The organism is Gammaproteobacteria bacterium (assembly GCA_029882975.1).
Taxonomy (GTDB): domain Bacteria; phylum Pseudomonadota; class Gammaproteobacteria; order SZUA-152; family SZUA-152; genus JAJDNG01.
The window spans coordinates 140,849-159,355 of sequence record JAOUJW010000005.1 but is presented as its reverse complement, the minus strand read 5'-3'; the positions used below and the strand labels follow the sequence as shown (position 1 = coordinate 159,355).

General features: G+C 44.0%; 17 protein-coding genes and 3 tRNA genes. 16 read left to right on the top strand and 4 right to left on the bottom strand.

Going from position 1 to position 18,507, the window contains the following annotated elements; genetic code table 11:
- The 4 genes from pgsA (at window position 1) to OEY58_05740 (ending at window position 1,145) form a co-directional block, all read left to right on the top strand.
- Entirely contained in the window at window positions 1-567 is a 567-nt protein-coding gene (gene pgsA / locus OEY58_05755) for a CDP-diacylglycerol--glycerol-3-phosphate 3-phosphatidyltransferase (protein ID MDH5324948.1), read from the top strand.
- A gap of 70 nt (window positions 568-637) precedes the next feature.
- A tRNA-Gly gene (locus OEY58_05750) sits at window positions 638-713 on the top strand.
- Window positions 714-840: 127 nt separating this feature from the next.
- Window positions 841-914: transfer RNA gene (locus tag OEY58_05745), tRNA-Cys, on the top strand.
- A gap of 143 nt (window positions 915-1,057) precedes the next feature.
- Window positions 1,058-1,145, top strand: a tRNA-Leu gene (locus tag OEY58_05740).
- 607 nt (window positions 1,146-1,752) lie between these two features.
- Here the strand turns inward: OEY58_05740 and OEY58_05735 are convergent.
- The 4 genes from OEY58_05735 to OEY58_05720 all read right to left on the bottom strand — a co-directional run bounded on the left by OEY58_05735 (window position 1,753) and on the right by OEY58_05720 (window position 5,947).
- Window positions 1,753-3,717 (bottom strand): ATP-binding protein, encoded by a 1,965-nt coding sequence (locus tag OEY58_05735; protein ID MDH5324947.1) that lies wholly within the window; start codon window positions 3,715-3,717, stop codon window positions 1,753-1,755.
- Complete coding sequence (gene phnD, locus OEY58_05730) at window positions 3,718-4,617, bottom strand: phosphate/phosphite/phosphonate ABC transporter substrate-binding protein (protein MDH5324946.1); 900 nt, start codon at window positions 4,615-4,617, stop codon at window positions 3,718-3,720.
- Window positions 4,618-5,088: 471 nt separating this feature from the next.
- Window positions 5,089-5,364: a hypothetical protein gene (locus OEY58_05725; GenBank protein ID MDH5324945.1), complete on the bottom strand. Its 276-nt coding sequence runs from the start codon at window positions 5,362-5,364 to the stop codon at window positions 5,089-5,091.
- 214 nt (window positions 5,365-5,578) lie between these two features.
- The gene (locus OEY58_05720; protein ID MDH5324944.1) at window positions 5,579-5,947 is read right to left on the bottom strand and encodes a hemerythrin family protein; all 369 of its coding nucleotides are present in this window, start codon (window positions 5,945-5,947) and stop codon (window positions 5,579-5,581) included.
- Window positions 5,948-6,247: 300 nt separating this feature from the next.
- Here OEY58_05720 and OEY58_05715 point away from each other — a divergent pair, with 300 nt between their 5' ends.
- From OEY58_05715 to OEY58_05660, 12 genes are all read left to right on the top strand, one after another.
- Window positions 6,248-6,658, top strand: a complete 411-nt coding sequence (locus OEY58_05715; protein MDH5324943.1) for a hypothetical protein — start codon at window positions 6,248-6,250, stop codon at window positions 6,656-6,658.
- A gap of 38 nt (window positions 6,659-6,696) precedes the next feature.
- Complete coding sequence (locus OEY58_05710; protein MDH5324942.1) at window positions 6,697-7,302, top strand: multiheme c-type cytochrome; 606 nt, start codon at window positions 6,697-6,699, stop codon at window positions 7,300-7,302.
- Window positions 7,302-8,171, top strand: a complete 870-nt coding sequence (locus OEY58_05705; protein ID MDH5324941.1) for a hypothetical protein — start codon at window positions 7,302-7,304, stop codon at window positions 8,169-8,171. Before OEY58_05710 ends, OEY58_05705 begins: the two co-directional genes overlap by 1 nt.
- A 389-nt stretch (window positions 8,172-8,560) precedes the next feature.
- Window positions 8,561-9,523: a MoxR family ATPase gene (locus OEY58_05700; GenBank protein MDH5324940.1), complete on the top strand. Its 963-nt coding sequence runs from the start codon at window positions 8,561-8,563 to the stop codon at window positions 9,521-9,523.
- Between the two features lie 8 nt (window positions 9,524-9,531).
- Window positions 9,532-10,491 carry a DUF58 domain-containing protein gene (locus OEY58_05695; protein ID MDH5324939.1) on the top strand — a complete coding sequence of 320 codons (960 nt, stop codon included), beginning with the start codon at window positions 9,532-9,534 and terminating at the stop codon, window positions 10,489-10,491.
- A 24-nt stretch (window positions 10,492-10,515) separates the two neighbouring features.
- Entirely contained in the window at window positions 10,516-10,983 is a 468-nt protein-coding gene (locus tag OEY58_05690; protein ID MDH5324938.1) for a hypothetical protein, read from the top strand.
- Entirely contained in the window at window positions 10,980-12,053 is a 1,074-nt protein-coding gene (locus OEY58_05685) for a VWA domain-containing protein (GenBank protein ID MDH5324937.1), read from the top strand. Before OEY58_05690 ends, OEY58_05685 begins: the two co-directional genes overlap by 4 nt.
- Window positions 12,046-13,890 (top strand): VWA domain-containing protein, encoded by a 1,845-nt coding sequence (locus OEY58_05680; protein MDH5324936.1) that lies wholly within the window; start codon window positions 12,046-12,048, stop codon window positions 13,888-13,890. The genes OEY58_05685 and OEY58_05680 overlap by 8 nt, the downstream gene beginning before the upstream one ends.
- On the top strand, window positions 13,884-15,413 hold the full coding sequence (locus tag OEY58_05675; GenBank protein ID MDH5324935.1) for a hypothetical protein: 1,530 nt from the start codon (window positions 13,884-13,886) through the stop codon (window positions 15,411-15,413). Before OEY58_05680 ends, OEY58_05675 begins: the two co-directional genes overlap by 7 nt.
- Window positions 15,414-15,541: 128 nt before the next feature.
- On the top strand, window positions 15,542-16,201 hold the full coding sequence (locus OEY58_05670) for a response regulator (GenBank protein ID MDH5324934.1): 660 nt from the start codon (window positions 15,542-15,544) through the stop codon (window positions 16,199-16,201).
- Window positions 16,202-16,328: 127 nt separating this feature from the next.
- Complete coding sequence (locus OEY58_05665) at window positions 16,329-17,636, top strand: PAS domain-containing sensor histidine kinase (GenBank protein ID MDH5324933.1); 1,308 nt, start codon at window positions 16,329-16,331, stop codon at window positions 17,634-17,636.
- Window positions 17,637-17,822: 186 nt separating this feature from the next.
- Window positions 17,823-18,479 carry a hypothetical protein gene (locus OEY58_05660; protein ID MDH5324932.1) on the top strand — a complete coding sequence of 219 codons (657 nt, stop codon included), beginning with the start codon at window positions 17,823-17,825 and terminating at the stop codon, window positions 18,477-18,479.
- Window positions 18,480-18,507 lie beyond the last annotated feature (28 nt).

Sequence of the window (18,507 nt, the reverse complement as noted above, 5' to 3'; positions counted from 1 at the left end):
ATGCATTTCAACATACCTATTTTTCTGACTCTGTTGCGCATTGTCGCCATACCGGTTTTCGTAGTGGTGTTTTACATACCCGTGTGGTGGTCCAACCTGATCGTCACTGTCATTTTTTGCGTTGCAGCCATTACGGATTGGCTTGATGGATATTTAGCGCGTAAATGGCAGCAAACTTCAGCTTTCGGCGCTTTTCTGGACCCGGTGGCGGACAAACTCATGGTTACCTGTGCGTTGGTTTTGCTGGTGGACCGAAATCCCACTCATTACCCCGGATATGTTATGGCCATTCCCGCCGGCGTCATCATCGGCAGGGAAATAGTCATATCCGCCTTAAGGGAATGGATGGCTGAGCTGGGCCATCGCGCCCATGTGGCAGTGTCCATTATCGGCAAGGTGAAGACCATGGCGCAAATGTTCGCCATCCCATTTTTGCTATATGCTCAACCAATTTATGGTATGCCCATTACCATGACCGGTTTGGTGCTCATTTATTTATCGGCAATTCTGACCATTTGGTCCATGTTTATCTATTTAAAAGCATCCTGGCCCGTCCTGAGCAAGTAAAAGTAAAATCGATGTAAAATTAGCTTGACAGCCAAGTCCTTACCAGTAGAATACGTGGCCTTGGAACGCAGCGGGAATAGCTCAGTTGGTAGAGCACAACCTTGCCAAGGTTGGGGTCGCGAGTTCGAGTCTCGTTTCCCGCTCCAATTTTCCTTGCTCATTCAAGCGGTTAAAGCGGAATGCAGCAGTTGGGACTTACCATATCCCTGTCCGACGACCTATAACGGCCGAGTGACTATGCAGCGGCCTGCAAAGTCAGGATTTTGTTACTACGGCCGGTTAGCCAAGCGGTTAGGCAGAGGATTGCAAATCCTTGGAGGGCGGTTCGACTCCGCCACCGGCCTCCAAATTCTTCCCACCCTGTTACCCCCTGTGGAAAATACCGGCGACTTGGTTTGGTTTTGTGGTTCACACGGGCGTCAGTGAAGCTTTTGCAAAATTCCCCATTTCCAAAATAAAATCAAAGTGGTTATAATGCCACTCCTTCGTAGCCCGGGTGGCGAAATTGGTAGACGCAAGGGACTTAAAATCCCTCGGATGAATAATCCGTGCCGGTTCGACTCCGGCCCCGGGCACCATCTTTCCCCTTATAGACCGAACACAAACCCAACTTAGTCTTACCTGGAAAGACGAACCGTCACGGATTCGTGCCGGTGGATGCAAACCATCCCTGGTTTGCACCCTTCGGGCGCACTGCGTGCGTCCAATTCTGTTCCAGACAGAATTGTCGACTCCGGCCCCGGGCACCATCTTTCCCCTTATAGACCGAACACAAACCCAACTTAGTCTTACCTGGAAAGACGAACCGTCACGGATTCGTGCCGGTGGATGCAAACCATCCCTGGTTTGAACCCTTCGGGCGCACTGCGTGCGTCCAATTCTGTTCCAGACAGAATTGTCGACTCCGGCCCCGGGCACCATCTTTCCCCTTATAGACCGAACACAAACCCAACTTAGTCTTACTTGGAAAAACGAACCGTCACGGATTCGTGCCGGTGGATGCAAACCATCCCTGGTTTGCACCCTTCGGGCGCACTGCGTGCGTCCAATTCTGTTCCAGACAGAATTGTCGACTCCGGCCCCGGGCACCATCTTTTCCTTGATAGTATCGCAAATAAACCCAAACTTACCTGGATAGACACCCCGTCAAGGAGTCGTGTCATTACCATATATAAATAGAGGGACCTAATGTAAGGAAGGACGATTATCGTCGATTCGAATAGAGGCGGTATCTGGAACATATTGCAGCACCAGTTGTTCCAATCTCTGAATATTGATAGGTTTAGGCAAATATTCTTTGAATCCGGCATCCAGTCCTTTTTTTATATCATACGGCATGGCGTTGGCGCTGATGGCAATTACCGGAATACGAGCCAACTCCGGGGTATGTTGCAGTCTGTGTAGCAACTCATATCCATCCCATCCGGGTAAATTAATATCCGAGAGGATAAGCTTGGGTTTATGGGCGATTGCCAGTTGCAGACCAAGTTCGGCAGTATGAGCGGATATAAAATTCGTTCCGGAAATTTTACTTAGTACTTTTTTGACTAAACGTAAATTTGTTGGATTGTCTTCGACATACAGAATGGTTAAGCCTTTATCGTTAAAAGGTTTTTCAACATCTATATCTATATTTTCCAAAACCGCATTACAATCTTTGGGTAATTCAATGTGGAAGTGACTTCCTGAACCCAATTGACTTTCCACGCTGATGTTTCCCCCCATAAGATTCACGAAGCGTTGAGTTAAAGCCAAGCCAATGCCGGTACCTTCGATATCGGTTCCTTCTGCGTTTAAACGTTCAAAGGGCAAAAATAGTTTATGTAGATTATCTTCGGCAATGCCGTGCCCGGTATCGCTTACTGTTAATCGAACCATAGTGGTTAGTTCCTCCGACTTTACAAGAACCTGTCCTCCAACTTTGTTGTACTTGATTGCGTTGGATAGCAGATTCAGCAGGGATTGTTTTAAACGTACTCGGTCGGCCTTAACAGCTAATGTGGCAGGGCAGTCTATTCCCAGGCTGAGTTCGCGGGAATCCATAAGCGGCTGTACTAAATCACAGGTTTCGCGAATGAGTTGATGTATAGTAACTGTTTCGATGGATATCTGGATTTTCCCGGATTCTATGCGAGATAGTTCTAATACTTCATTGATGAGATTCAATAAATGATTCCCGGCATTGTTGATATCTTTAAGGTAATCTTCTTGTTCTTCAGAGAGACTTCCACCGTAGCCGCCGGCCAAAAGCTGACTAAACCCTAGAATTGCATTCATGGGAGTGCGTAATTCGTGGCTCATTCGGGAGAGAAAATCGGTTTTCGCCCTGCTGGCTTTTTCTGCCGCTTCTAATGCGGATTGTAACTCAAAGGTACGTTGGTTTACGATTTCTTCTAACTGGGAACGATGTTGCTCCAGTTGGAGCTCTATGTGATTACGAGATTCCACTACATTATTGAACGCTTCTATGGCTTGTTTCAGTTCGCCTTTATTGCTACTTGGAACAGTGTCTTTTCTATTTCCCTTGGCATACTCACTCATATAATGCACTAGCACTAAAAGCGGTTTTAATATCTTGTCAGTAAATACAAAAGCCAACACAAATGCTATCAGGCAAGAAATCAAAAATATGATCAATTGCCCCTCGTATATTTTAGTGTATAGTGCATCAATGCTATTCTGATTAAGTCCCAGGTGTATACTTGCGGGTAAACCCTTGATCAAAGGGTAAGCCACATCCTGAATCAACTGTTGATTGAGATTGACCTGCGAAATAGATAATTCTTCGGTGCTGATTTTGTCGATAACGGGTCGAAAGGCCGATGGGAATGCACCTGAAAAAGTATGGGTAAAAATCTCTCCGTTGAAATCGACAATATACGCGTAACTGACATTTTTGTTTTGTGTAACGATATTGGTAAGTATGTTTTGTGTACGTATTTTTTCACCACTAATCGTATACTCACTCAGAGTCTCTGCCATGGTGGTGCTGAACGTTTTAACCCATTGAATATCGTATGGCTGGAACTGTTGACGTAAGTTGTAATGAATAATGACTACGCTGAATAATGCGATGAGCAGACCGTTGACAAAAAGTATTGCTATAACTTTTTTAGAGAGTGAGTCTTTTTTTTGTAACAGCTTAAACATCTAGATACCCTTCAGAAAACTTAACATCTTCATCCAATCTCGTAAACTATCATAGTCAGACTCATTGGCCGCAACGAACCCCAAGGGCATCTCGGTTTTGTGCCAATTATACAAATCCGGTTTTTCTCTGCCGGTGGGGTCAAATTGCAGCAAGGAAGTTTTGACCCGCTGTATAACTTCTTCAGGTACTTTGCCATTGGCTGCAATACCACTTGAAGGAAAGTAATCCGATTTGTAAATAATGCGAACATAACCCTTTTTACTCAGTTCTTCTGCCATGGTATCCTGCATACCACAGACATCTGCTTTGTTTGAAATAACGGCTTCAACACATTTCAAATGTGAACCGTAGTAATCGTATCCCGACAGTTGGCTTAGTTTAATTTCCTGCTGTTGTAAAATGATTCTAGGAATCAAATGTCCCTGTGTTGAGGTTTCACTTCCAAACGCAAAGCGTTTACCAATGATGTCTTTTAACTGAGTAATCGGACTATCTGATTTAACCACCAGATAAGAGCGATATTCTGCTTTGTTTTGTGAGTTCTTTCCGCGTACGATGGCCCTTACATCATATTTTTCTCTGGCAAGAATATAACTAGTGGCGCCGAGAGCGGCAAAATGGTGTTCACCCTTACCCAATTGGTCCACAATGTTTTTTCCCTTTCCGGTAAACCGTAGTTCAAAACGGTGCTCGGTGGTTTTGTTCAGGTACTTCAGAAAAGGAATGTATTGTTTGGCGTCTTCCTGAGGTGCGGAGCGTAGATCGAATCCGAAATAAAATACCGGTTTGTCGTCGTTTTGTTGAGCGTGATGGGTAATATTGATGGAGGCGTCTTTATCGCTACATCCAAGTGCAGTTGACGCACAAAAAGCTAGTACAAACCACTGTCTTATATCCATTAAACTTATACAATTGAGGCTACAGTAAATAGAATAAATCATTCTCACCTTACATTCACACTACATGAGTAGAGATTTTACACAACTTTGACATTCCACCGTCACAGCCAATTACTTGGTACAGAGTTATGAGTGTCACGGTCGCAAACAGGTATTTCTTGGTTAGTTTGAGTTGACCCCAAGCTGGATATCGATTGGGCCCATGATGGCAAGCTTTCATCTGCTTGCTAGAGATACGGGTGCCGGTATGGTCGCGGATTGCGATTATATGACCGGATGCAGAATCTGCTCTGCACCCGTGAATGATGTATGCGAAAACCGCCATAACACCCTATGGCCGTTCCAGATGATCCAGCCGTAGAAGTAACCAGGACTCAATAGAGACTGGGTGTAAATAAGTAAATTAAACCGGGAAGCGTTGTAGGTTTCTTTATCCGTCCTCCTCGCGCATTGCTTAAGGAGGAGGCTTTTTTAGGAAAACATCGCATCCAATTCCTTTTCCAAAAAATATTTACGGGCAAGCAACTTTAATTGAATGACGTAATATGCCTTGGCAATCACCTGTTCGGCTTCGACCCAATTGTAAACCGGTTTAAACTTAACCTTAGGAAGTAGAGATTGAAACTGCTGTGTGATGGTGGCGAAATCCACACCTTTTTGGCGGGAATGGCGACAAATATTTTTTGCCGCGTCTAACGCTGTTTCATTACACTTGACCATTAATATACTGACGAAACGTTCGTCCATTGCTTACCCCCAAATGCTGACGTTTATAGGACGTGGTTTCAGAATAATTGTATCGTGGAAGATTATCCACTTAAATATTATGTATATATGATTAAATAATATACAAGCCGAGATAAAATCCTGACGGTAATAAGCGAAGTGAATGGCGGCAGGGGGCTTGAAAGGTGAGGAAGAATCCCTCAGTAGTAATAGGGGTTAATTAATCGTTTATGTATCAACCGTATATATCGGGTGCGAAGCGATCATCAAATTCTGTAACATGGGACAAAAATGTAAATTTAATGGTATCCAATAATTCCAGTGCAGCCTGCCAACTGCTACAGGACAAGGAGGATTTCAAACGTGCAAGGTCATTGAGAATGCTCTTGTGATCCCGTTTCAATGCGGCACTGTCGGGATAGTGGTGGTGCGCATAAACACGCTCTTCCGCGGAAAAATGAGTTATAAACAAATCCTGAAGTGTTGCAGTTAACTGCTCCAGTTCACTGGCAGAGATATGTTCTTCAATGGCGTATTTTACCCCATCTAGCATACTGATTAAGTGGTGGTGTTGCTCATCCACTTCTAAGTGACTCGAATTCATTACTGCTTCTACCTGAATTTATTGCTGCTGCTGAATTGCTTTTCGTCCACGAAACAAAAAATATTAGAGGTTTTTTTCTGCCATCTGTAAAAACAATGTAAAGCGTGGGTTAATTATGTGGCCTGAAAATAAGAACGCATTTAATACCGTTTGGCAAATTGTTCCGCAGAGTAATTGACGTAGAGCAAACTTGAGGTATCTTGTTGTGCTGCTGTGCTTGATTCTTTTGTTCAAAAGAGGAAAATGCCACTTCAAAGCTGATCTTTCTTGACAGTGTACTGCACAATAAAAGGAAACAAGATGAAGCAGGCTCGTTTGTTTTTTATGCTATTTGCCGGTTTAGTAGTCATGGCCGCATCTTCTACACAAAATGTGGCATATGCAGAGTACGGAGATATTGTGCTCAATAACTATTCAGACCAAACCGGAGTCAGGCCGGTGATTTTTCCACACTGGTTTCATAGAATTCGCTACGCATGTAAAGCTTGCCACAGCAATCTGGGTTTCAAATTCAAAGCCGGCGGCAGTGATATCAATATGCTGAATATCGTGAACGGCGAACAATGCGGCGCGTGCCATAACGGCGAAATTGCCTGGGCGACTGAAAACTGTGATTTGTGTCACTCAGCCAAACCCGGCACTCCTACGAAGGCGCATAAGAGTACTTTAGAGTTACTCATGTCACCGCTGGAAAACAAAACCAAAAAATAACTGAAAAGAACTCTAAAACTCCACACAAGAGTATGACTATGTCAATGAAGAAGCGGACGTTAGCAATCACATACGGTATTGGTTTGGGTGTACTATTTTGTAGTACTGCGTGGGCTGCGGATGACCCCAACCAATTCAATCGAATTTTCAAGCCACCCGGAAAAAACATCGACAGCCTGAAAAATGATGGTATTCATGATAAGGAAAACCCCGGATTATCCATGTTGCAGGAGCCAAAAGATGCATTCAAACCTTTAGTCAAAGGCAGGTCCGGGAATGCCGTGGATTGGGTAAAGTCCCAGGATAAGAAAAAATTTACACCTAAATATAATCATTTGGACGAATCCGAACAAGCTCTACCTATGGACTTACATATAGAAATGCAAGTCAAAGGTACGATGCCGGACGTATCATTTCCGCACAAAACCCACACGCAATTATTGGAATGTGCCAACTGCCATACCGATATTTTTATCCCAAAGAAAGGCGCTAATCCCATGAGTATGGCGGAGATTATGCTGGGGCAAAAATGCGGGGTGTGTCACGGTTCTGTGGCATTTCCGGTAACCGAGTGCCGACGTTGTCATTCGGTAAATAAAAAGGCCGTAAAAAAATCGACAAAAAAACCTAACAAGAAACGCTGATGCAAAAACCGGCCTGGATGCAGGCATATGATTGCTTAAAAGGTTTTATTCTGCTTGTGTTACTGGTGGGCGTAACCAATGTTGCAGCAGACAATTTGGGTAACTCCATTGAAGCCACTGAGCGTTTGCTTGTAGACTCAGTATCTGCAAAAAAAGTCAATTCCAGTCATAGTGCAGAAGCTAAAGAAGAACAGAAAAAAGCCCTGGACTTGTTGCAACAGGCGAAAGCGGCACATCAAAAGGGTGACAGCAATACCGCCAAAGAAAAGTTAACTCAGGCCAAGCGACAGTTTTTTGCCGCGATACGCTTGGTGGGTAACGGTGTGGTTAAAAACGGGAAGCAAAGGAAATACGACCATCTACACAAAAGCGTTAATGCCTTGCTTGGTGCTTTACATGAAGTAAGTACTCAAAAGAAATCTCAAAAACACACTCGTGATGTGGAACAACGCGCCAAGGACAGCCTGAAACAGTCTCAGGATCTGGTGAAATCAGGGCGCATGGATGAAGCCATTTCTACTATAGAAAAAGCCTATTTGTCGATAAAGCTAACGATCAAAGGCCTGCGTGACGGTGAAACTTTGGTGCGGGAACTTCATTTCGCCAATGTAGAAGAAGAGTATCGCTATGAAGTGAATAGAAATAAGACGCATCGGGTCTTAGTGGACATTTTATTAACAGAAAAACTCAAGGATCCCAAATTTGTCAAACTGATGGAAAAACCGTTGCAGATGTCTGAACAATTAAAACAAGAGGCACAACAACTTGCTGATAAAGGCGACTACGAATCCGCTTTAAAAACCCTGGAGCATTCCACAGCACAAATTGTTCGAGCCATACGGGCCGCCGGCATTTATATTCCTGGATAATAAACGGTTTTAATAATTATTAAATCTCTCCCTGGCGTTATGAGTTTGTGTTATCATAGAACCCGAACGTCCACCCCGGACCGGCTTATTCTTCGAGCCATATTCTATCACTACTTTGTCATTTTATTATCATAATCCAATCCCGGTTTTGTCATGTTGGGATGCTATGTTGTAAATCTCTGTGTAAAAAATAGTTTCGAGAAGGAGCATCCCTGATGGATTTTACTCAATTAAAACAGTGCCTGTTCCTACTTTGGAGAACCTTCAGCACCCTAAGTTTGTGCGTGGTCTTTTTACTGTTGTACTTATGAAGGCATGTTTTATCTGTTTTAACGCTATGCTGCTTTCCGGTATACTTTAATATCGTTTGAGCAACCGGATGAGCTTTCATGCAAACACAGGCGGAATTTCTTTCCTTACGCAAGCATTTGCAACAAGCTATTGTTGGCCAGACTCGGCTTATGGATCGCTTAATGCTTGGCCTGTTAACAGGAGGTCACGTACTGTTAGAGGGTGCTCCCGGCCTGGCTAAAACCACCGCGGTGAAAGCGTTGGCGGCAGGCGTGGCAGCGGGTTTTCAACGCGTGCAGTTCACCCCGGATCTTATGCCATCGGACATCACCGGTAGTGACGTATTTGATCCCAAATCCACCCATTTTCGTTTTGACCCCGGCCCGTTATTTCATGAAATCATTCTGGCGGATGAAATAAACCGTGCGCCACCCAAAGTGCAAGCTGCCTTACTGGAAGCCATGGAAGAACGTCAAGTAACCGTTGGGGGTAAAACACATGTGTTACCGGAGTTGTTTATGGTATTGGCAACCCAAAATCCATTGGAACAAGCGGGAACATATCCTTTGCCGGAAGCGCAACTGGACCGATTTTTGTTTCATGTCTGTATAGATTACCCTTCGTATGACGAGGAGCTTCTCATACTCCAACGCGATCGAAATACGCATTTCGGAACCGATCAAAAACAAGAAGAAACCCCCTTATCTCCTGCTTTAGTTCTGCAAGCACGTCGCGAGGCAGCTGAAACACATGCTGAACCTGACGTGGAGCGCTATGTAGTATCTCTTGTTAGCGCAACCCGGAATATTGGCAGTCTCATACCAAAATGGGACGGGTATATACAAACCGGTGCCTCTCCCAGAGCCAGTATTGCCTTGCTCCGGTCGGCCTGTGCTTTGGCCTATATTAACGGACGAGATTTTGTAACGCCGGACGATGTTATGGAAGTGGCGGTGGACGTATTACGGCATCGTGTCATTCCCGGTTTTAAAGCACAGGCGGATAACATCGATAGGGAAGCACTGTTGCAAGGCATATTGGCTGAGGTTCCCGTGCCTTGATGAATACAATGGATAAACTGTTATCCTTATTTTCCCCTGGACAGCGACTGGGCGGCAGGTCCTTAGCCGTACATGCTATTTCAACCTATCTGCTGGATCCTGAAGAAATACTTTCCATAAAAACCTATTCCCGATTGAATCCAGGTCCGTTTGTGGACCATAAAGAATGCGACCTACCATACCTGGGAAATAATGATTCTATAAAAAAAGGCTCGGGAATGGACTATGACGAGCAGCGATTATATCAACCTGGCGATGATTTAAGACGGATTAATTGGCGGGCGGCCGCTAAAACGGGTGATATGTACACCAAACTGTATATTGAAGAGAAACGGTCTGTCTCCACTGTGATGGTAGATCGCAGATCCGGTATGTGGTTTGGCACTCGTCATCAACTAAAGATAAAACAAGCAGTGAGCATTGCTTTTTACTCTCTATTTCAATCGTTACAACAGCAAAAACCGGTTGCCGGTATTCTGTTTGATGGAGGTATTCATGGCTTTTCACCCGGCCTGCAAGAATCCGCTCTGGCTCCCCTAATGATGGCATTAAATCGTACCAGCGAGAGCGTACCAAGTCGGGCACATTCCCAAGTGTCTGCTTCTATTGAGGATGTATTTAAATATGCTTTAACGACGCTGCCCAGAGGTAACGATTTGATCATCATTAGTGATTTTTGCGACTATACGGAATCGCACAATGAACTTCTGCTGCAACTAAAACAAAAATTCGGTTTGTCAATCATTCAGGTGTTGGATTCTGCTGAGTTACATTTACCCAAATCGGGAATATATTGTTTTCGCAGTGAGCCTCAAAGCAGCGAGCTGGAATTGGACTGTTCCAATGAGGAGCTTTATACCGGTTATCATGAAATGATGCGGGAAAAGATTGCTGTATTGAAGCAACATTGTGACGATGGTTGTATTCAGTTCCAACAAATATTCACCAACGACCGCCTGTTTTTATGAGACAGTTTCTTCGGGTATAATTCCATGCTGGACGCTAACGAAAACGCCGCCGGCGTTATACCGCAATGGGTTGATATTATCAGCCCCCCTATAGAAGACATTGGGGTGGAGTATACCGTTCTGTCCATTCCGCTCGTCCTATTCCTGGTACTTGTTTATGTGCTGATTTATAACACGCAATTTCGAGCCATATTGCGTTTGTTAAGTCTGAGATGTCTGGTGATTTTTTCGAGAAAAGACAATCGAAACCTGGCCAGAATTATTGGCTCACAATTACGCAGAGGATTGCAGTGTCATAATCTGCAAAATTATTCGCTCTTTCAAAGAAACCAAGGTTGGGGCGTATTTCTGCAGCAGGTATATGCTTTCAGTTATGGCCCCATTACGAGCAATGCACATAATAGCAAACTGATCGCCAAAGCCATCTATTGGCTGTTTTTAGCTTGGCATCAACAAAGTATGATCAATTTCGAGCGTAGAACCAGACCATGAGTACGATTTACTTTATGTATCCTCAATGGTTGCTAATCTTGCCGTTTGTCGTTGTACTTATTGTTTTGGCCTGGATTTCTAAAAAGCTATTGATAGCTTCTCCATTTGTACTGAACTTAGAACGGCGTTATGTTTATTTTCATCCGCGCCTTGAGGAACTCAGACAATTGAAAGCAGCGGATTCCAACATAAGAAATACCGGTAAAAAGAATCTATTCATTGTGATCGGAGTCACTGTGTTGGGGTTTCTTGCATTAGCTCATCCCTACCGGAATGGACAACAACTACCGGCACCGCCTGAGTTTCGTGATGTAGTATTTATTGTGGACACGGAAGTCAATATGTTGTTGCGGGATTATATTGTCGATGGCAATCGTGTGGATAGAATGTCCATGGTTAAAGGCGTACTCAGTCACTTAGCAAAAAACCTAAAAGGCAACCGGATGAGTATCGTTTTGTTTTCTGAACAAAGCGGCCCTTTAGTGCCACTGACCCAGGATCATCAATTGATTCAAGCTATGATTAAGCGAATTCAAGTAGGAGTTACCGGACGTATGAGCGACCCGGGTAATGCCTTGTTACAAACCCTGAAAAGTTTGAAACAAAATTTGCTGCTACAGCAACATAGTTATCCGAAAAATAGCCCAACGTCACCACTTCCCAAACCCATTTTGGTTTTACTCTCCGGCGTTGGGCGACCGGTGACTGATATAGACCCGGTTGCAGCGGCGACACTTCTGAAACAACAGTCTTTAACATTGCATACCATAGCAATAGGTGCAGCTACACTAGAGGCAGAGGAAAAAGAATTAAACACGCTTGTGTATCAACCAGCCGATTTTGAACTTTTGCAAAACATGGCTAAAACCACGGGCGGTCGTTTTGTGTGGGCAAAAAACGCCGACTCGCTATCTGAAGCAATACTGGAAATTCAAAAAGCAGAGACACATACGGGTGGTGAACAACAACAGTTTGTAAAAGACCCTTTGTATCAATGGCCCTTGTCTCTACTGCTGATACTTCTGATAATACCGCAATGTCAGATACTACTGCGGGGATTTTATGCTTAATAGCGTAGTTAATCTGACATTTCGAGAACCGTTGTGGTTGTTATTATGTTTATTGCCTTTCATGACGCTGTTGGTGTCGCAATTCTCGACTCAGGATGACGATACATTTGCGGATAAATCGCTGCGTCCCTGGATTCTATACCCCGCGTCACTCATTAACAGAAATATACTCCTCAGAAATACTATCCTAACACTATCGTGGTGTTTTTTTTGCGTCGCCTTGGCCGGCCCCCGTCAAATAGATCACCAATACCAGGGAAGTGCTGTAATACAGTCAGAATTTGTATTTGTGTTGGATGTATCTCATTCTATGGGGGCTATTGATATAAGTCCGAACAGAGTGGGGCGGGCGAAAATAGCGATCAAAGATTTTATACAAAACAGCGCTGGAATAGCCTACGGGCTCGTGGTTTTTTCTGCTCAGGCTCATATAGTCGTACCTCCAACGTCTGATAAAGAAGCCGTGTTACTCGCCTTGCAGCAAATGGATGTAAATGTCCTGCCCAGCAAGGGTTCAAGAGTCATTCCTGCTCTAGAGCAGGCAATTAGCAGTTTTCATAATAGAACGGCAGTAACGAAACATGTGATAATGCTTAGTGATGGAGATTTTAGCAGTGAAGACGTTCCTGAAGATCGGATTACGCTACTGTTCAATCGAAGTGATATTGTGTTGCATACTTGGGGGGTAGGGCGATCAGAGGGTAGTGCCATTCCGGGTATCGATGAGCCTTGGCTTAGCCATAAACATGAACCGGTACTGACACAACTGAATGAATCGACATTAAAAATGTTAGCCGGTATCGGCAAGGGTAGTTACAGTAAGCCGGATCAATCCCGTTTAGATTGGATGCACACAAGCTTACGTCAGTGGGTGGATCCCGGTGACGACGACAGCCTCTCCGGAAAAATTACCGTTTGGAAAGAATTGTATCCATGGGCGCTGGTTCCTGCCTTAGTTCTCTATTTCTTAGGTGTCAGCCGTCGTGTCCAAAGCAGACGACGTAATGAGTATGGTACCGGAAAAAGTGGGCAGTTATTAGGCATATTGATATTAGTTGGCTTGGGTCACGTATTTTATACACCAAGCAGTTATGCAGAGGACGTAACGGTTACTTATCGTCATGCCTGGAAAGCATACGCTGCAAAAGACTACAAAAACGCTGAGCAGCTATTTTCCAAGCTCGACGGGTACAGCAGATTATTTGGCTTGGGTAACGTCGCTTATATCAGGAAGAATTATAGTCAAGCGGCAAGATACTATTCCGGTGCCGTTTTGGCTGCAAAAGACAGCAATAGACGGGCCGACGCGGTTTTTAATCTTGCTAACAGCTATTTCAGTATTGGAAACTATGAAGAATCCGTACGACTTTACAATGATGTGTTGAAATACAGACCGGAAGATAAAAGCGCAAGAATTAATCTGGGTTTTGCTGTCGAGTTGTTCAAACAAGTACGACGTGAAATGGAAAAACAGCAAATGTTGTTTGGGTCACGAGGCCCTCGGGCTGCGGCTGTTGCCGACGGAACTGAACCACGAGGTCGAATCCGGCTGGATGATACTGAACCTCCACCGGAAAAAAAAGTGCAAAAACTCTCAGTGTTACCCGCTAATTGGGTGAACAGAGGTATTCAATACGCGAAACTGGCGGCACAGAATAAGGACTTAAACAGTACCCAACAGCACTTTCGAATCAGTGATACGCAACAATTAATGGGAATACTAAACAGCGAGACCACTCATGATTTCTCTCTTTGGAAGAGACTGTTTGAACTTGAGCAAGATTTTCAAGCTCCATTGGAGAAACCTGTTGTACTTGAAGGGGTGAGACCATGGTGATTCGATGGTGGGCCTGCTTAATGATGCTGTGGCAAGTTAACGGCGTGGCAAATGAAATTACGCTGGATTTTTCAACGAACCAAGTCATGTTGGGTAAACCCATTGGCACGACTATGACAGTAGTTCTTCCTGCTCTAACTGCCCCATCAGACCCGACCCTGTCTTTGCCGGAGTTCGTGGATTTTCTAAAGCCTCTGCAGCAACATTTCAGAGTGTTGGAACTGGAAAAGGAATTGCTGCGAAATGGAACTCAACAGATTCACAAGTGGAAACTGAGTTTGTATCCATATCGTATTGGTAAACTGACGGTTCCGAAATTGGTTTGGGTTGATGCTCAAGGCGTTGCCCACCTGGCCTCTGTTAACTACAACACGTTGAACATAGAACAGACTGCCAATCCTACAAATATCACTTTTCTGGAGCCGGATACTAAAGACATTCAACTTTGGCAAAGAGAACAACTGGTTTTACGCTATTCAGTCATAAGCTCGGATAAATACATCAGCTTGAAATGGGACAGGCCCAATTCAGCGGGTTATGTGTTTCACAAAATTGCCCATACCAAAGAGCCAACCGTTTACAACGGCAAAAATAGTATTCGTCATGACGTAGGCTTAATTTTGTTTCCACTTGAAGAAGGGGAAATGGAACTAAAATTACCACCTGTGGTGTATCAACAGGGCGGCCGGGACGAATATCTGTTTTACCCATTACCTGTTGTTCTGCGTGTGCAAAAACTACCTGTGTACGTAAATCCTTCGGTTCCTGTTATTCGAAAAGGTAAATTGAATGCAAATTACGAATTAGGGGACAGGCTTTTTTATCAGCCTGAAGAAATCGTGTCATTGTCAATACAATTGACTGCCTTTGGCGTTCCCGCTCAGTGGTTACCTCCCTTGTTTAACCATATGCAAGAGCGCTTACGTTCCGATATCCGTTTATATGAGCCAAACATTAGAGAGCAAAATCAACTCGATATATTTGGTTTACAGGGCTCTCGTCATTATACGTTGAATTTCTCTAGTGACGGCATGGGATTTTATCAACTGCCAAAACTCGATCTCAACTATTTTGATGCCGCCAGCGGAGAATTGGCAGGAACCAGGGTGGATTCTGTTACCATATTTGTTTTAAATTCTATAACTCTGGTTGTCAGTTCTATCCTCTTAGGCTGTGTTTTCTTGGTTTTTTCTTTTAAATTTGTTGTGGTGTTGTTACATGCAAGATCAACTCGCAAAGAATATCGTTTACTTATTGATAAAGCGCGGCGGCAACTCGAACAAGCCCACTCTCTAATAGAGGTACGCACCGCCATGCGAACCTATGCCGACGCCCACCACTGGCCTAAGAACCTGACGTTATTGCAGTGGCAACAATACGCAATCGACAAAGCTAAAGACAAATCTGTATTTTACACGGCCATGTCAGCTTTACAGCGCATGCAGTATGGGGCGGATGACATTCATTCAGAGCAGTTGCATTGGTTAAAGTCGGTGATTTTTCCGGATTCAATGACTGGATAATAGACTGTGACTAAATTGTTAAATTTATACTCTTAGGGTAATTGTTCACAACTCTATATGAGTTCCCATTCAAGAGCGTTGTACCGCGGTCGATGTAAGTACTACCGGTCAAAGTATAAGGCACTGCTATGTTATACCAACCCGTTGTAAAATCCCCGCCGTTGCAAACATCTCCACTGGTGTTTGTGATAGAGGACGATCGTTTGCAAGCAGAGTATGTGACGGCTATTTTGAAGTCCGCGGATTTTGATGTGGTTTGCTTTAAATCGGCAACGGATTTTCTGAATAACCACGATCATATTCGTCCTGCTTGTGTACTCTCTGATGTTGTGTTGCCCGATAAAAGCGGGTTGGAACTGCAGGAAATCATGCAGGATCGAAATATCCATATGCCCTTGGTTTTTATGACGGCACATGCCGATGTTTCCATGGCCAAAACCGCCCTTAAAAAGGGAGCATTGGATTTACTGGAGAAACCCGTCGCCACACTGGAACTCATCAGCATAGTGCGTAAAGCCCTGGCATTAGCTTCCGAACAACAACTGCGGGAGCAGGAAAAGGAATCCTTCAACACGCGGCTGGAGTGCCTGACCAAACGTGAAAAACAAATATTGGAGTCGTTAATTGGGGGACAGTCCAATAAGGATCTGGCAAAAAACATGAGTTTAAGTGTTCGAACTGTGGAAACACACCGTGCTAATATCCTAAAAAAAATGGAAGTCAGTAGTTTTTCCCAAATTCTGCGTTTTTTTTATAAATATCAGACACAAAGTATAATTCGTCAATAATCAATAAGATAAAAGAACTTCTACGTATTTTTACGTAGCTGGGTTCCTGAAAAATACCTGCAATCCACCATCGTGTTTTTTCCCCGCACGCCGTAACTACTTGGGAAGACAAACCAAGTGAGGAAATATGGCAACTGCTGACATAAAACATCTATGCCAATCAACACCCAGCCAAACTTACGATCCGGAGATTTTGGTAAACAAGATTCAGTCGGTTGCCAAAATGGGCATGTGGGATTGGAATATTGAGGAAAATACATTGTTCTGGTCTGATGAGTACTTCCGGTTATTGGGGCTGGATGGTGAAACAGTTAAGCCAGACGCCGAGGTGTTCATATCTATGGTTCATCCTGATGACCGATCTGCTTTGATGAACTCCATCGAGTTGAGCATGAGGAAGGCCGTCTCCTACAATATCGAGTATCGGTTGGTTCTCAAATCCGGTGAAATCAAAACGATGCGAGAGTGGGGTGAAACAGTTTTTGACAAGGACGAACACCCGATCCGCATGGTGGGATATATGCAAGATATCAGCGCTTTTAAAAAAGCCCATATGGAACTGGAATTGGTAAAACAGGAATTGGAACTGTTGGTACAACAAAGAACATCTGAGTTGGAATTGGAAAATTTTAAATTGCGAAAGTCCTTGGAACAAATTCAGTTTGCGCAGTATCGATTTGTCCAATCGGAGAAAAATACTACATTAAATCAGTTGGTTGAGTCTGTTTCCAGTGAAGTCAATGCACCCATTGGGGTGGCAATAACGGCGACGTCGCATCTGAGGAATAAGTCCCGGCACATAGATTATGCTGATACAGAACATGCCCAAGAGGAACTGGTGCTACTTAGCGAATATGTGGAGGAATTTACCGACTTGATCCTGAAAAATTTGAACCGTGCATCAGAATTTTTACGTCGCACAGAAAAAAGTTCATCCCAGGAACTACCACAACGATTTCATTTACAAACCCATTTGCAGAACATAGTTGATAATCTCAAACCAGAGCTGGAAGGCAGGCATTACGCTATCGATATTCAGTGTCCCGATGATATATATCAATTTGGCGCAAAAGACAGTTACGAGCAGGTTTTCAAGAACTTAATTATGAATTCCGTTATACACGGATTTGAAGGACGCATCGTAGGCAATATCAATATTGTTGTTGAGAAAATTGGTAAGGAATTAACCTTTACATACCGAGACAACGGTAAGGGAATATCCAAGGCCGATGTTACCCGTTTGTTCGAGCCATTTTACACTACCCGGCGTAAGCATGGCGGCAGTGGTTTGGGTATGTATTTTGTTCGTAACTTAATTGACCGAAATCTGAGTGGCAACATCGCCTGCATTCCACAGAAAATAGCGGCAGGAGCATATTTCCAAATAACCGTACCTCATAGAGAGTCCGACCCTAAAATAGTTTATCTTCAATAGTTCTCCATTTGTTGACTCCAGGGCACGTAAGTGCCCTTTTTTTTAAAATTCGGCCAAACCCGGATCCACCCATCAGCCCTACCACCATTGGAACTAACCCGATGGTGTTATTTCCAAGCTTATCTCTATCCACTACACTACATGTATATAGTCTGATAACCCAACAACATGAAAAAGGTTGTAGATATGAAACTCAAAGCCATTGTGATCTCGACGATTCTGTTACTAATCCCCGTGTCCGGCTTCTCCTTAGGTCTGGGTATGACCGTGGGTTCGGGGACAGAGGATTGGGAAGACACATGGGGTCTGGGAAATGACTACAATCATAGCGGTGATCGCGAACTGTCACATTTTGGTTTTGTTATTGACAGTGCCGTTGCCAAAACTACAATTTTCAATTATCGGCTCTCCATTGTGTCGGAAGACAATAACGTAGTCGACGATGGCGATGGCTTATATATGAGCGGAATGGCTTTAAATAACGATTTTGGCTTCGCTGTGGTGCGTAAACGTGCTTTTCGCATGTGGGTGGGGCCCAGGGTCAAACTGGCGGTATACGACGATCTGGAGCGAGTAGGTTCTCCCAATGGCGTGGATACCTACGGTTCAGTAACGGGTTTTGGCATAGGTCCGGTAGTTGGGTTTAATTTTAATCTGCCCAGGGTGGCCACTTTCTCCATTACTACAGGATTTCTTGCGATGGAATATTTTGGAGACTACGTCGCTTGGAATCCATCCGGGCTAACCCGTAATACCAATGATGTCGAAACGAACAGCATCAGTTCGTTTATCAATATCTCCGTGCTGTTTCGGGTTCGAGATCAATACCGAGGTGATTTCTAAGGATCGCTGCATCAGTAAATTAGCGTGT